This window comes from Bacillus sp. ok061 (assembly GCF_900108285.1).
In the GTDB taxonomy this organism is placed as follows: Bacteria; Bacillota; Bacilli; order Bacillales; family Bacillaceae_G; genus Bacillus_A; species Bacillus_A thuringiensis_S.
In genome coordinates this window covers 37,348-52,090 of sequence record NZ_FNUW01000012.1, presented here as the reverse complement: position 1 = coordinate 52,090, position 14,743 = coordinate 37,348, and the positions used below count along the sequence as shown (strand labels likewise).

The following is a 14,743-nucleotide window of genomic DNA, read 5'->3' as shown; positions in this document are numbered from 1 at the left end:
TATTATTATTGCGTTTAATTTTGTTTATTCCCACACCTTATGTGTTGTGGTTGAGTTGTAGAAGCAAGTTTGTTCTTGTTTCAATTGTGAAAGGGCTTCTTTGAGCCGATTAGTGCACATATAGCTTGTTTTGCTATGCACATTTTTAATCGACTTGAAGAAGCCTTTTTTTGTTGTTTTCAAGTTTGCAGGTGGGGTTATTTATGATTCATAACATAACAAGATGAAAAGAGATAATGTTTGAATAGTATTAGTTGATCCAAAGAGTAATCTAAAGAGCCGAATGATATATTTACTGATATAGATAAGTTAGCGGAGAGTACGATTGAAGAACTACGATTTTAATCATGTGAAGGTAGTTTATACAGGGGAAAAGGAAGAACTAAGTGATAGGAATACTTGGATCTTCCTTTTTTATTGCAACTAGAAATTTAGAGGGAATGATTATGAATATAAAAAATGATTTAGCGGAAAGATTTCGTTAAATTTTAATAAATAGAAGAAAAAGGAAAAAATTCATAAAGGGCTAGTTTAAGTACGATTCATTTGCATAATCGAGAGGGAAAATGTATTGGTGAAACGTCTTGTTTCTTGCTGACCAAGAGAATGCAGACTGATTAGTGGAGAGTAAGAGCGTATTACTACTCTTATAAAGGAAATTACATTAGAAAAGGGTCTGTCAGTGTTTACAATTTAGTTGTTACATCGGTCTAAAAGAATTTGGATGGAGAAGTAAATGCTAAGTGAGAACATGAACGACATTTCTAGAACTTGAACAATTGTGATTGCACCAATAATAGAAATTGTTCTTTTTGTTAAATAGTGAAAATTAGAAGCAGAAGAGATAAAAACGTTAAAGTGGACTGGAAAAGTGACAGAAAGAGAACAAGGACTAACATTAGCTATAAACATATCTAATAAGAAGTGCTATCGGATTTATACAGAAGGAGGAATATTACTAGAAAATATATGAATGTATGTAAAATTTGAGGTGAATCTACCCAATTTCTATACATTAGTTGAATGAAATAGTAGATAACTCAGGATTATCTAACATCCATTTCTCAGTTGAATTTTCTTAGATAAATAGAATGAAATATAGTATGTTCTCACTCATTTTTATAAAGATAAAATATCTTTTTATTTTTATAAAAATGAGTGAAACAGAACGATTCACCATATAAGAATATTCGACTATAATGAAGCATTGTACGTCATTGTAATATTAAGATGTTTTAAGATTAAAGTGATTATTAGTCATAAAATATGAGTTTCGAGACCTCAGCAAAATATTGCAATGCTTTATATACATGAGATTGTAAAAATTATTTTATAAAAATTACTGGAGGCTGATGAAATATGATAATAGATCATATAAGCAACAATGTAGTAAAAAAATTGGAACAAACGGTGCGCTATGAAAAGAAACAGGTACAGGTATTACGTGTAAGTAAAAGTAGTTCTAATATGCACGCTTACATGATTTTCCCAGAATTCTCAGAGGTTAAAATTTCAAATACCGAACTGGATGAATATATAGAAAATCTTTCAACAAGTCTGAAATATGTAATTGACCGCAAGTTAAATCAGCAAGAAATTGAAAAACAAAATCATTCTTTCATTATGACGTGCGCAGTTGAGGAAGATGGTGTTATAGATGATGAAACGATTCATTTTAATACGACGTATGTTAAGCCACCTACACTTGCGAGTAAGGTATTTAAGCTAGTGTGTGGTTTAGGAAATCGTTTGAATAGCTTAAAGGAGTTACATATAACAGTATTAAATAATAATATTAATCGAATTGAAATAGAGTTTTATAATGAAAATGAAATATATGTAGCAGTAGAAAAAGAAGAAATTGCAAATGCGATTATGGGGGCGTATACAAAAGCCAATATCTATTATTCCGCAGATCTCCGTTATGTTGCAGAAGGAAATGAAATCAAATTAAAGAGCATTAAGCCAAAATTAGCGGGTGATGTGTTGTGAAGCGAGAAAAAAGGATGATTGGAGTTTTATGTACATTTGTTTTTATGATCTTAGTACTCATACCTTTACATACAGCTCATGCATCTGTAAAAGTGGATTTTAATGAATTGAAAGGAAATGATGTTTCTTCATCTTTTAAAGAAGGATTAAACAATCGAACAAAAACGACAGAGAAAGACGATTCATTTGGGTCATCAATTATACAAAAAGTTGAGGGTATGTATGCACCAGCTTTTAAAGTAGGGGTAAATATCTTTTCTATCTCTTTCATATTAGGTGTTATTGTCATGGTTATGGCGTTAATAACAAAGAATGGTCAATGGATGAAATGGGCAACAGGGAGTATGATTTTCTCGTTTGTTAGTATGATGACAATGAGATTAAGTGTATATTTCTTATTTAGTTCGGATGTATTTTCGTTTATGAACATTTTTACGGATTTTTTAGACCTGTTTAAATCAACAGCACTTATTTTTACACCCTTTATGTTAATTGCAGGAATTCGTTTACGAAGAATTCATGAGAGTACAAAACAACCTGAGTATTATCGTTGGTATAATCGCGTTATAACGGGATCTTGTTTACTATGTATGTTAGCCGTACTGGCTCCATGGTTATTTGCGAATATGTAAAGAAATATATATAGATGCAAAAGGTACTGAATGTTCATTCAGTACTTTTTATCTACCCATCTGATTTTTCCTTTCGTATTCTGCAAATATCTCCTCTGATATAGGGGATAATTCGTTCGATTTTTAATTGTTTTTTGTAAATGATTTCCAATTGTAGAATGAACACTCCTTGTAGTAGCGCTGGTATTCCTACAAAATAGACGAGGAAGATAGAAACTAAAATAATATTTTACTTAGAAAAGTATTTCACCTGTTTAAAAATGACTTAATTTATTTTGAAAGGATTGCTTGTTTTGAAAAGAAATCAAGAATATGCCGCTTTACGAAATTCTATCTTGATAGGTTGGCTGCTCACAATTATTGCTATGGGCCTATCTATCTATTTTTCTTCTATTGTATATTTACTAATTGGATGTTTCATTTTGTCATTGAAATACGGATTAATGGGCACTATAAAAAATGTAGAAAAGCGTTTGCCAACCTGGGCTAATTTTGGAGTAATTGAAAAGCCAGTGAATCGGAGGGTGACAAGACCGTTTCAATTTCGGGGCGGACTCATTGTTTCATTAGCATTAGGATTCATAGAGATGGTGATAAAAGGTTTATGTATCTCATATTATATTTTAGGATTAGAAACTCATGTATATCGTTTAATGCGTAGAAACACAAGAGTGTGAAAAGGAGGCTTATATTATGAAAGTATTAATATTTGAATTAATTCTAATTGTGCTTCTGATACCGATAAATATTATGGTAAAAAAACATGCACCAAAATGGAAATGGAAAGCCGGAGAAAAGATGGTAAAACGTATATTAAGCAAATTAGATCACGAAAGGTATCGGGTGTTACATGATGTGACGGTTCATACAGAGTATGGTGATACAACTCAAATTGACCATATTGTAATCGCAGAAACAGGTATATTTGTTATAGAGACGAAGAACTATGAGGGCTGGATCTATGGAAGTGAGAAGGCAGCAAGATGGACACAAGGTATTTTTAGAAAGAAACACTCTTTTCAAAATCCATTTAGACAAAACTATAAGCATATGAAAACAATTGAATGGGTGATGGAACAACAGCTGCCGTGTATTTCTATTGCAGCGTTTCATCCAAAATGCAGCCTAAAAAGAGTAAATGTTCATTCTAAAGATAAACATGTCCTATATTATAACGATCTAAAAAAATGTATCGAATCCTATATTGATGTGAAATTAACAAAAGACGAGGTCGAGCATATTTACCAAACTATTTTGCAAGCAAATATTACTGATAAGGATACTGAAAATAAACATGTGAAGTATTTACAGAATAAGTTCGCTAAACAATAAGAAACGGAGAAAGGAACAATGTTATATATAATAGGATTTTTGGTAATCATCGTAGTAGTTATTCGTCTTAACGTGAAGTATTACCAGTTAAAAGGTAACCCAAAAGATTTTGTGATGAAAAAGAAGGATTAAGGATTTATTTTAGAAATAGAGGTAATAGAATACATATATTATTTTAGCCATCACCAAAGGTCATAAGAACCGTTTTACGATCGATAAATACATACATTACTATATTTTATTAATAAATTTAAGTGATAAAATAGATAAACAAAAATAAACAGGAGGTTTAGTTGTGAAAGAAGTGTTAGATGTAGAAACGTATTTAAAGAAAATGAAGAATCAGAAAATAAATTATGATAAAGTATTAAGAAAAATGATTAATGATTGGGAAGCAAGGAACGAAAGACCAAAAGTGTTACTTCATTCATGCTGTGCTCCTTGTAGTACTGCTTCATTGGAATTTATTGCAGTATATGCAGATATTACGATTTTTTTTCAAATTCGAATATTCATCCGAAAAGTGAGTATATGCGACGCTCTAATGAACAAAAAATTTTTGTAGAAAAGTTCAATGATCGTACTGGGCACACAGTAGGATTTCTTGAGGATGACTACCGTTCAAATGTATTTTTAAAAATGGTAAAAGAAGAAGGTTTGGCAGAAGAGCCAGAAGGTGGGCTTCGTTGTTCAGCTTGCTTTTATATGAGATTGGATCGTTCAGCTGAGGTAGCACAAGAAAAAGGTTTTGATTACTTCGGAAGTGCCATTACTCTTTCTAAAAATAAAAATAGTCAATTAATAAATGAACTTGGAATTGGTGTGCAAAAAAATTATGATTTGTGTTATTTACCAAGTGATTTCAAAAAAAGTAATGGATATCAACGTTCAATTGAAATGTGTAATGAATATAATGTTTTCCGTCAGTGTTATTGTGGATGTTCATTTGCAGCAGAGAAACAAGGTATAGATTTAAGATCGGTGAACAAAGATGCAATACATTATCTGAAAGAAAATAATCTTAGTTTAAAAAAATAGATTTAATGGAGAGAAATTCGATGTAAGATTAACCTATGATTTACAAACGAAACGCATTATGTTTCTAAAGGAAAAACGTAAAAAGCTAAAATAGTTCGGGAATAACTCCTTACTGGTTAAAGTTCTAGAGAAGAAAAAACCAATAAGGAGTGTTTTCTTAATCTCGCATTGCCCCTGCCTCTCGGGAAGTCATTGCTCCTTGTCCTGCTCTTACATCATTTTGAATTTCTTGTTTCACTTTTTGTGCATCTGTTTCAGCAAAATCTGGTTTCATAACAGAACCGGGACTTTTTATAGATTTTTTACGATCTTGCATACAAACCCTCCTCGATTTAACATTTAACAATCTTATTATTTACAAAAATACACTCGGTATACTCCGAGTAGTATAATGTTTATTGAAGAAAAAATTGATTACTATAAGGTGATAGAGGAACATAGGGAATAACAATCTTGCATTAACATCTCTCTCAAAAGTTTAGAGAAATATCTGCCAGAAAAACGCCTTTCTCTCTGTAGAAATATAAAGGAAGAATAGTGTTTTTTTATTTTGGATACAATAGTCTAATTATGTAAATAACCACTTGTTAAGGTTATTAGTAAAAGTGGGATCCAGGAATGACTAAATAGGGCATCTAATATATGAAAGTTTTAATGGGATTGAGTTTTATGTTTGGTTGTATTTTCATTACATCAGGAAATGCTGAAGCTGCATCGGGAGGATGGTATAAAGTTACAGCTGCAGGTAACAATTGTAAAGATAGGGTAAATACTGATCAAACTGAATATAAGCCCAATAATAAAACCGTAGGCATGCAATTAGAGGCAGAAGGAAATTGTAGTAACATGTATTATGATACGGCTTTATCAGATAGAGACCTAGAGTCTGTAGCACATGATACAACTGTTGGAAGTTTTTCTTCGAAAATTCCAATAAAACAACTAAAAATAGGTAATGTTCGCGAAAAAGAAACTACAGATATTATAGTTCAATTATACAAAGATGCCGCTCATACACAGCCTATAGGAAAACTAATTTCAAATAATATTATAATTTATCCTAGGTAACCTATAAACATACTATATAAATGGGCTACTTGGAAATTGAAAATAGATAATTATATAATCAGAACAAAGGAATACCTTATAATAAAGGATACCTTTGTTTTGATTATAATATTAAATTTAATAGGGCTTCTTTACCCATCGGCATTTAACTAAAGCGAAATTGTAAACCTAAAATAACATTATCTTTTCCTATAATTCTACAGAAAGAAAAGTGTATTTTTTACAAAATGTATGTGATGTCACGAATAATTAAAAAGTTATTCAATAAAAAAGCAAACTGCCGCATTTAAACATATTGAAAGTAACTAATTTAGTTATATATCAATCAACCACGTCCAGCTTGGAAAGATGGATATAGCGACATACCACCATCAGCAAACAGTGTAATACCTGTTACATAGCTCGCTTGTGAAGAAGCAAGCCATGCTGCTACCGCTGCAATTTCTTTCGGTTCTCCGATATATCCCATAGGAACCATACTTTCAACATCGGCACGTTTTTCTGGATCCGCAAATTTTTCAGCATTAATCGGCGTATTCATAGCACCAGGCCCAATATTATTTACACGGATTCCTTTTGGTGCATATTCTAGTGCTAATGTTTCTGTCATTAGCTTAACGCCACCTTTACTTGCTGCATAGTGTACAAATAATGGCCATGGAATTTGCTCGTGAACGCTTGACATATTAATAACACTACCTTTAATATCATGCTCAACAAAATATTTAATTGCTTCCCGGCTCCCTAAGAAAGCCCCTGTTAAATTCGTAGCAATTACCTTATTCCAATCACTTAATGGCATTTCATATGAAGGTACTGAATTTTCAATACCCGCATTATTAATCATGACATCCAGTGTACCAAATTCTTTCACAGCAGATTTAACGAGATTGATAACATCTGATTCAACTGTTACATCTCCTTTTATCGCAATCGCTTCTCCACCTGCTTGTTTAACTACTTGTACTACCTCATTTGCTTCTGATTCGTTTGAATAATAATTAATTACAACTTTGGCTTGTTCTTCTCCAAAACGAATTGCCATCGCTCTTCCTAATCCTGTGGATGCACCCGTAATAACAACAACTTTCCCTTTTAAATCTGTATACATAATTTTTTCCTCCTTTTTATCCTTTAGCAATTCCTAACATAATGCCAGCTGCAATAATGAAGATAATTCCAATGACAATCGCAATAAATTGTCGTTTTGTTTTCTTTTCACCTAATATAAAAATTCCACCTAAAGTTGAGATCACGATCCCCATTTGGGAAAGGGAAAAACTTGTTGCCACCCCTACACGCGGCTGGGAAATAAATAAAAACATATTTCCTGCTGCCCAAATTAAACCAGGAATAATATTGCGAATCGCATATTTATTAAATGGTTGATGCTTAAAGGTTAGTAGAATTCCACCTAACACCATACCAATGGCTTGTGGTAATAACGCTGACCATCCGTCTATACCGAATAGGCGGATAATTACCACATATACTAAGTAACCAAGAGTTGAAATTAATAACATCACAATCCCTTTTTTCAAATTTCCTTTTTGTTCATCGTTTTTCTCCTCTTTGCTTTGGAGAGATGTGAGAACGATTCCGATTATGATACAAAGAAGTGCCAGAACACCTAATACAACAGATGCTGTTGTTGACCATTCATGAAATACAATGACCCCAAATAAAGTAGTCGAAACTAATTGCATCCCTGTTGAAATAGGCATTGTTTTAGAAACCCCAATTAAATCAATACTTTTCAATTGATTGGCTTGTCCTAATGCCCAAAATAGGCCAGATATAATCCCGATAATTATCACTACGGGCGTCAAAACGGGTTTTATAAAAATATAAACACCGATAGAAAAAACTAAAGCGCCAAGGGTAGTCCCAAGTATTTGGCTGTAAGGACCGCCTCCTAGTTTAACGTTGAAGAGTACAATACTTCCCCAAAATAAGGCTGGTAAAATCGCTAATAAAATATCCATTTTTCTAACCTTCCTAAAACATATTTATTAAGTTGAATGCTTGTATGAGACAGTATCTTTGTGTCGAGGGAATTATTTTAGAATAAGAGAAGTTTTTCGTTTTTCCACCCGTAATATTTGTTTACCCAAAATAAAAGAAAAATAACATTATGTTGAAAGAGAAAATAACTAGCACGAAAAAAAAGGTTATTAGAAAAGAATATGACCAATACAATTTCAAGTTTGAAAATAGGAATAATGGAGAAAAACTTGATGCAAAATTAAGCTATGTTATACAAAAACAACGCATTATGTTTATACATGAGAAAAAGAAATAATATCGTAAAATCTTAAATTTCATATATAAAATCAATAAGAATTATGATATGATGAAAGTAACAAAATACTTCTAAAACTATCTTGCAAAAGGACACACCTACGCATACATATGCGATAGGTGTGTCCTTTTTTATTTGTTTTTAAGATTTCAAGACTCAAAAGGGGGATGTATATTGTGTACCAGTAATATAGCATCTACTAATGTTTCTTTTAAAAAATTGAAAAGTCAGGAAGAGAATGAAAAAAACATAGTGTCAATATGTCCGAATTGTAAGAAACGCTCATTTAGAGCACTTTATAATGATTATCCAAAATGGATAGAGTTTTGCCTATGTTGTAATTATCGAGAAGTAAATACAATAGAGAGTCCGTTTGTTTATTAGATGTAGCTATTTACGTATTTTGATTAGGTGGAAGAAATTCCGATATGAAAATATGAATTAAGGCTATTTGTATAACATCATTTGTATTTCAAATGACAGCATGTAGCAATTCGACGCAAACAAAAAATGATTCGAGACCTGCCCAAGCAGTATAAAACGGAATACAACAGCACGTAGAAGGGAAAGCTATTGTTGATATTCCAGGGATTATAAGGGGAAATTAAAAGACTTAGAGACCGTTAAAGGGAAGGTATTACATATAAAAGACGGAGATACAATATACGTAAACGTAAAGGGGCAGAGACAGACGGTAAGGTTACTGTTATTAGATACCCCTGAGTCTGTATCTCAAAAAATTCCACCACAAAAGATGGGAAAAGAAGCATCTTCCTTTTTAAAGAAACAGCTAGAAGGGAAAAGTGTAACATTTGTTTATGATCGGGGACCAAAAGAAGACAAATACCGTAGGAAATTGGCTTATGTATTTTGCGATGGAATACACATCAACGAATTAATGGTCAAGTCGGGTTATGGGATTATAGCCTATATTTCTAGACCTAATACTACATTTCTATCTGAAATGAAAGAAGCAGAAAACGAAGCGAAAGAATCAAAGGTTGGTGTATGGAGCATTAAAGGCTTTGTAGATGAAAAGAACCGGCATTATAACCGTAATGATGCAGATTAACCCCTAACCCATTGCAATACAAATATTTGTGCAAAATGGAGGTTTTTTGAATGAATGAAAACAAAAGAAATATGCTCTTATCCTTTATCATTTCAATTTTATTTATTTTCGCGAGTCTATTGCCAGTTAGTAATAATGAATATGTGTATGTTATCTCAAAAATTGGTGCTGCAGCTGGTGTAATAAATATTGTGATGATGAGCGTTTTCTTGTATTTTCAAAGCAAAAAAATGGGACATTTATTAAATTAGTAATTAAAGCTAAATAGTTTTCCTTACTCATATTCTTTTTAGTTTGGTAAGGAAAACCGAAAAGGAGTGTGAAAGGTGAGTCAAGTACCTGGATTTTTAAAGTTTGTTTTAGCGAAAGAAAGACGGTATGTATATTTAGTTGTAGCAGAAAAGAAAAACAAAAAAGTACATACACACATGGTATATAGATTTGGTCTGCTAGAAAAAGCATTAGAAACCATGTACGAAATGCGTGGTGATTTTGAAAATCTTTTCCCTCTAGAATTAAAAGAGAAGGGGTATGACTGGGAAGATATTAAAGATTAGATACTGTTTATTGAAACAGGATGCTCAAAACATGGAAATAAACTAGTTATATATTAGCAAATCTTTTGCATTTTAAAAAAAGGTGAGGCGAAATTAAGATGTCGATCATTCAAAAGTATCACATTGCACTTGCTTGGACGATAGCTACTACTGCAATGCTATTAAGTTTGATTTTTAGTAAGTGGATGAAGCTGCCGCCATGTAATTTGTGCTGGTATCAAAGGATGGCCATGTACCCATTGGTATTAATATTAGGTATAGGAATGTATAGAAAAGATCCATACGTAAGAGCATATGCATTCCCATTTGCATGTATTGGCCTATTAGTAGCTGTTTATCAAATCACAATTCAGGCTTTTCCTACAAGTGAAATGAAGATATGTTCAGTAGGCGTTTCCTGTATAGAAGATTACTTGAATTTGTTTGGCTTCATTTCAATACCTATGCTATCTTTTGTTGGATTTTTAACTATCATAATACTTCTATATATTAAACCTGAGAGAGACAAAAGATTAAACAATACAGTAATTATGAACAATATGCTCGAATAATTACAAAATACCTATAAATAGATAAAAAATAAAAAGAAATTAAAAAAGGAGAAATAAAAAATGACAACAATGCAAGTAAGTAATGAAATGTACAAAATTCCAGAGGCGGATATAGAACTATTAAAAATCATGGCCCATCCAGTTAGATTACAAATTGTGATGGAGCTAGAACGCCACAAAATTTGTAATGTAACACAGTTAACAGAGCTATTAGATGTGCCTCAATCTACCGTATCTCAGCATTTATCTAAAATGCGTGGGAAAATTCTTCGCTCAGAAAGAAGGGGATTAGAGATGTATTATCATATTGTGAATTCCAAGGCATGTCAGATTGTCGGAGTATTAGGTCTTTAATTTTAACTCGAAATAGGATGATAGAAAGAGTATTGTTAAATATAGCTGCAAAAGCTGATGTACTGCAAAATGATAAATTCACAAGCTTAAAGTCTAGTCCTTCTAATAATGGAGGAGCTGACTGTGGTGAAAAATTGATTTAGAGGTTACTAAAAAAGAGTGCAGTACATGTCTGCATTCTTTTTCTTTGGGCCATAGCTACAATAGATAAAGTATTTTGTTTTGTATGACTCTGAATAGAGGATACCGTGTTTTACTATGCGAAAACGATATTTTTGACTTTTCAAGCAAAGGGGATATTTAGTTTGTTGATGTGTATAGTCTGAATTAAAGTTTAGAATATTCTGTGTCAATATTATCAATTTACTATAGTTTCCAATTATGTAAAAATAGAATTGATTATAATTTTCCGTAAATATTAGATTGAAAACTATTATAAGGGGAATGTGAGTATTTATAGCTGTTTATAAACGATGATTGGGGATACAGACAATAGGGTGATCAAGTACTGGTAGAATTTATCAAACGAAATGAGGTGACTTTAACTTGAGAGAAATTGCGAAAAAAGTAAAAATGATACGTTTACAGGAGGAGCATTCCGGGCGTAAGGCAGACGCAGAACAGTATTCTTCCAAGCGATGTAAAATAGAAAGAGAGGGTATTAATTTAGAAAAAAATAGAGTTAAAAAACGAACTCAAAAATTTCAAACGTCAGAAGAAAAATGGGACATAAAATGTAAAAAAGCAGTACAATTATTTAATCAAGGAGAGGAATATCCAACTATTGCAAAAAATCTGAGGTGCAATGTGAGTAGTTTGTATAGAGAACTTAAGAAACGGGGCACATTACAAACACCAAAGCAAGTAGCAGTATCTAAATCTTTAAAATCACCCATAACATCAACACGAACAAAAAAAACAAATTTTGAGAGATATAAAGAATATTATATGTACAAATAGAAGAATTCATGGCTATAAATGCTCAGATTATAAAGGGTACAATGAAAAAATGTATGTTTAGCAGCAAATCTTCTTACAGTATTGATAGATCATCTTTTTGGTTTTTTTATATATTTTTACATCTAACAAATATTGAAGGCTATTACCTGTTGCTTAGATCATAAAAATATTCATAAAACTAAATCCTTACTTACATTTGTTGAGTAGTTGGTTAAGAAGAGTTTTTTGCAAATGTTAAAATAAGAATAATTTGTCTAAAGCAAAAGAATCCCCATGTCATAAAGGATTCTTTTAGAAGAGTTAGAGAGATGTTGTCACTTGACTCATATTGATTTTACGACAAAAAGAAAGAATATTCAATTTTATTCTATATTTCTCAATATATTTATTTCATTTATATATTATAATATTATTGTTTTTGTTGATATATATATATGTGGTAAATCCTTTTAATAAGGATACTTTTTTAGTGGCTCATATATTAATAATGAGCCATTGGAGTTTAAGATAGTTTATACAACAACTGTTGAAATCGCTTAATTATAAGGGAATTGTTGATTTCTATTACTGGAGATCAGTTCTGAAAATTTATCTTCAGCAATAATGATTCCAGGTATTATAACTCCGGTGTTTAGAAAATTTGTTACTACTTTTGTTCCTCTATTAATTTTTATAAAAAGTTTTTTTGTGTATACATCAATATTTTCTTACTCTCTTTAAACATTTTAATCTTTTTAAGTTTCTCTTATAGATGTAAAAGGTTTGATGTAATTATAATATTTTTAAATATAGTAGATTTTAAAAATGTTATAATTGGGGTTCTTATAAAAAAATAAAAGCCCTCACAATGAAGTGAAGACCTTTATTTAATATCCGTCAGTATTGCTATCAGTGTATTGTGCGATTTTATGCTCGTTCAATTAAGACCTTAACCACCATGATTTCCGTGTGCATATTGAATAACATCAATAGCTTTATGTGTTTCTGTAGGGGATTGGGCACCAAACATTAAAGTAAAAATAGTAATTACACCAACTAAACCGAGAATTGTCTTTTTCATTTTAATGCCTCCTTCTCAATAACTTTTTTTCCTGCTTGAGAACATGAATAGAAATAATGACTTGCTTTAATATGGTTATGCTCTTTATAAAATGCAGTAGCAAGATATTCTTTGTATTCCTTAATGAATTCAAAAAGTTCTTGCTCTTTAAAATATGATACGCCTTTTAACACTGTCCTTTCAAGTGCTTCGGCAGGAAAACCTCCATTCATTGCATCTAATATTTTAAAATGGTGAAGATACTCTATATTTTCAATCTCTTGACAAACGGAATATCCTTTTGCTATGAGATCTTTGGCAACGGAGTGATTTCCTTCCTTCATGTGTTCCCTTGCCTCAATAAAAAGTGCCTTATAATTGTTAGGCATTTTTTGATTTACTTCTGAAAGATATCTAATAGCTAATGGCGAAAGGTTTTGAGTTGCATACATTAATCCTAAATTTTGACGCACCATTAAAATAAATTGCTCTTCGTCTATTTTTTGGAACATATCCATTGCTTTTGTAAAATATTCTTCAGCGAGCTCCCATTCTCTCAAATGAGTACAAGCTAAGCCTATAAGATTATCACAGAATGCTACATTGATCTCATACTCAGCATGTTGAGCAAAGACTTCTCTTGCCTCTGCTACTTTTTTATAAGATAAGAGTCCTTGATATATGTCATAATGGAAAGCTCCAACTTTATAATAAAATTCCGCTTTTTCCAATTCATCAGGAATGCAGTCTAAAAGTTTTTCTGCGCTTTCATAACTCTCTTTTGCAATTTGATATTCACCAATAGTAGAGGCATGAATCCCTTTGGAAAAGTGATAATAATAAGCTAAGAAATTATCTGTAGGCATATCAAAAGCCTCAACTTTGTCAAAGCTGCTTTTTGAAACGCTTAAATTATCAATTACAATTTGATATCTAAAATCTAGTAGTGAGTAGTAGAGTAATAAATCTTGATCTTCTTCAATACTATAAATCTTAGAATCAATTATTTCTTTTAATTGATGTGCATTATCTATACGCCTTGAGCGGATTTCAAGATACCAATCGTTTAATAGCTTTGTAATTTCATTATTCCCCTTAGCTGAAACCATCATTATATATTCCCCCATCCCATAAAAGTCTACTAATGTTATATATTACTATTATAGCGAAGTATCCAGTTCGTTTAATTGTATTATACTTATTTTTCAATAAAATTCAGAAAAATAAGTTAATTATGATAATCCAATTATATTTGATTCATAAATGTTCCCAATTAGATATAATACATCAAATAAATATCAAATTTATGTTAGGAGGAACGAACTTGAATGGATATTTTTATTATTTTAGCCAAGAAGAGTCCTTCCTCAAGGAGCGTGAAGGGTCACAGCCCAGTGAGTAGGTGGGAGATGAATTGGCTTCGAACAAGTGATGGCAGGAAGCCATCTTAATTGTTCGACATACAGAAAGTGTTACTCCACTATCTATCGAATGTATGTTCGGTGTGTAATAGTCATATACCGAAATGGAGGTGAATTAAATAATGATGAATAAAGCCTATAAGTTTCGTATCTATCCAAATCAGGCACAAGCAATTCTAATCAACAAAACGATTGGGTGTTCTCGCTTTGTATTCAATCATTTCCTATCCTTATGGGATCAAGCATACAAAGAGACAGGAAAAGGCTTGACCTATGGTACATGCTCTGCCAAACTACCTGCCATGAAGAAAGAGCTTGTTTGGCTAAAAGAAGTGGATAGTATTGCGATTCAGTCGTCTGTTCGCAATCTTGCGGATGCTTATACGCGCTTTTTCAAAAAACAAAACAGCGCACCGCGCTTTAAA

At 31.8% G+C, this 14,743-nt stretch carries 15 protein-coding genes and 4 pseudogenes; 13 read left to right on the top strand and 6 right to left on the bottom strand.

All coding sequences use genetic code 11. The features are described 5' to 3' along the window. Window positions 1-1,359 precede the first annotated feature (1,359 nt). Both C4S65_RS17140 and C4S65_RS34015 read left to right on the top strand, forming a co-directional pair. Window positions 1,360-1,992, top strand: coding sequence for a hypothetical protein (locus tag C4S65_RS17140; protein WP_064532299.1), 633 nt, complete (start codon window positions 1,360-1,362; stop codon window positions 1,990-1,992). After that, a complete protein-coding gene (locus C4S65_RS34015) occupies window positions 1,989-2,624 on the top strand; it encodes a hypothetical protein (RefSeq protein ID WP_142391548.1) in 636 nt (211 codons plus the stop codon). Before C4S65_RS17140 ends, C4S65_RS34015 begins: the two co-directional genes overlap by 4 nt. Window positions 2,625-2,672: 48 nt before the next feature. Here C4S65_RS34015 and C4S65_RS35225 read toward each other — a convergent pair. Beyond that, a pseudogene (locus tag C4S65_RS35225) lies at window positions 2,673-2,880 on the bottom strand (hypothetical protein); the annotation flags it as partial. Window positions 2,881-2,917: 37 nt separating this feature from the next. Here C4S65_RS35225 and C4S65_RS17125 point away from each other — a divergent pair. From C4S65_RS17125 to C4S65_RS17115, 3 genes and pseudogenes are all read left to right on the top strand, one after another. Then, window positions 2,918-3,301 (top strand): hypothetical protein, encoded by a 384-nt coding sequence (locus tag C4S65_RS17125; RefSeq protein ID WP_088021250.1) that lies wholly within the window; start codon window positions 2,918-2,920, stop codon window positions 3,299-3,301. Window positions 3,302-3,317: 16 nt separating this feature from the next. Further along, window positions 3,318-3,956 (top strand): nuclease-related domain-containing protein, encoded by a 639-nt coding sequence (locus tag C4S65_RS17120; RefSeq protein WP_103945322.1) that lies wholly within the window; start codon window positions 3,318-3,320, stop codon window positions 3,954-3,956. A gap of 334 nt (window positions 3,957-4,290) precedes the next feature. Next, window positions 4,291-4,994, top strand: a pseudogene (locus C4S65_RS17115) (epoxyqueuosine reductase QueH). Between the two features lie 157 nt (window positions 4,995-5,151). Here C4S65_RS17115 and C4S65_RS34410 read toward each other — a convergent pair. Beyond that, entirely contained in the window at window positions 5,152-5,310 is a 159-nt protein-coding gene (locus C4S65_RS34410; protein ID WP_001154000.1) for a hypothetical protein, read from the bottom strand. A gap of 326 nt (window positions 5,311-5,636) precedes the next feature. On the opposite strand from C4S65_RS34410, the gene C4S65_RS17105 reads away from it, so the two are divergent. Beyond that, window positions 5,637-6,062: a hypothetical protein gene (locus C4S65_RS17105; RefSeq protein ID WP_098838440.1), complete on the top strand. Its 426-nt coding sequence runs from the start codon at window positions 5,637-5,639 to the stop codon at window positions 6,060-6,062. A gap of 325 nt (window positions 6,063-6,387) precedes the next feature. Here C4S65_RS17105 and gdh read toward each other — a convergent pair whose 3' ends face one another. Then, window positions 6,388-7,173 carry a glucose 1-dehydrogenase gene (gdh, locus tag C4S65_RS17100; RefSeq protein ID WP_098294834.1) on the bottom strand — a complete coding sequence of 262 codons (786 nt, stop codon included), beginning with the start codon at window positions 7,171-7,173 and terminating at the stop codon, window positions 6,388-6,390. A 16-nt stretch (window positions 7,174-7,189) separates the two neighbouring features. After that, entirely contained in the window at window positions 7,190-8,047 is an 858-nt protein-coding gene (locus tag C4S65_RS17095; protein WP_103945321.1) for a RhaT/GlcU family sugar-proton symporter, read from the bottom strand. A 793-nt stretch (window positions 8,048-8,840) separates the two neighbouring features. Here C4S65_RS17095 and C4S65_RS17080 point away from each other — a divergent pair. From C4S65_RS17080 to C4S65_RS17055, 6 genes and pseudogenes are all read left to right on the top strand, one after another. Then, window positions 8,841-9,436 (top strand): annotated as a pseudogene (locus C4S65_RS17080) (thermonuclease family protein). Window positions 9,437-9,486: 50 nt separating this feature from the next. After that, complete coding sequence (locus tag C4S65_RS17075; protein WP_103945320.1) at window positions 9,487-9,687, top strand: hypothetical protein; 201 nt, start codon at window positions 9,487-9,489, stop codon at window positions 9,685-9,687. A 75-nt stretch (window positions 9,688-9,762) separates the two neighbouring features. Then, window positions 9,763-9,990, top strand: a pseudogene (locus C4S65_RS17070) (hypothetical protein); the annotation flags it as partial. Between the two features lie 101 nt (window positions 9,991-10,091). After that, window positions 10,092-10,544, top strand: coding sequence for a disulfide bond formation protein B (locus C4S65_RS17065; RefSeq protein ID WP_098838436.1), 453 nt, complete (start codon window positions 10,092-10,094; stop codon window positions 10,542-10,544). Between the two features lie 60 nt (window positions 10,545-10,604). Beyond that, window positions 10,605-10,898 (top strand): metalloregulator ArsR/SmtB family transcription factor, encoded by a 294-nt coding sequence (locus C4S65_RS17060; RefSeq protein ID WP_000210394.1) that lies wholly within the window; start codon window positions 10,605-10,607, stop codon window positions 10,896-10,898. 546 nt (window positions 10,899-11,444) lie between these two features. Then, window positions 11,445-11,858 carry a hypothetical protein gene (locus C4S65_RS17055; protein ID WP_086414090.1) on the top strand — a complete coding sequence of 138 codons (414 nt, stop codon included), beginning with the start codon at window positions 11,445-11,447 and terminating at the stop codon, window positions 11,856-11,858. Between the two features lie 928 nt (window positions 11,859-12,786). Here C4S65_RS17055 and C4S65_RS17045 read toward each other — a convergent pair. Next, on the bottom strand, window positions 12,787-12,918 hold the full coding sequence (locus C4S65_RS17045; RefSeq protein WP_000751016.1) for a hypothetical protein: 132 nt from the start codon (window positions 12,916-12,918) through the stop codon (window positions 12,787-12,789). Then, window positions 12,915-14,009, bottom strand: a complete 1,095-nt coding sequence (locus tag C4S65_RS17040) for a tetratricopeptide repeat protein (protein ID WP_176543428.1) — start codon at window positions 14,007-14,009, stop codon at window positions 12,915-12,917. Before C4S65_RS17040 ends, C4S65_RS17045 begins: the two co-directional genes overlap by 4 nt. A gap of 431 nt (window positions 14,010-14,440) precedes the next feature. On the opposite strand from C4S65_RS17040, the gene C4S65_RS17030 reads away from it, so the two are divergent. Beyond that, on the top strand, window positions 14,441-14,743 hold a 303-nt coding region (locus C4S65_RS17030; RefSeq protein WP_142391551.1), incomplete at its 3' end, for a helix-turn-helix domain-containing protein.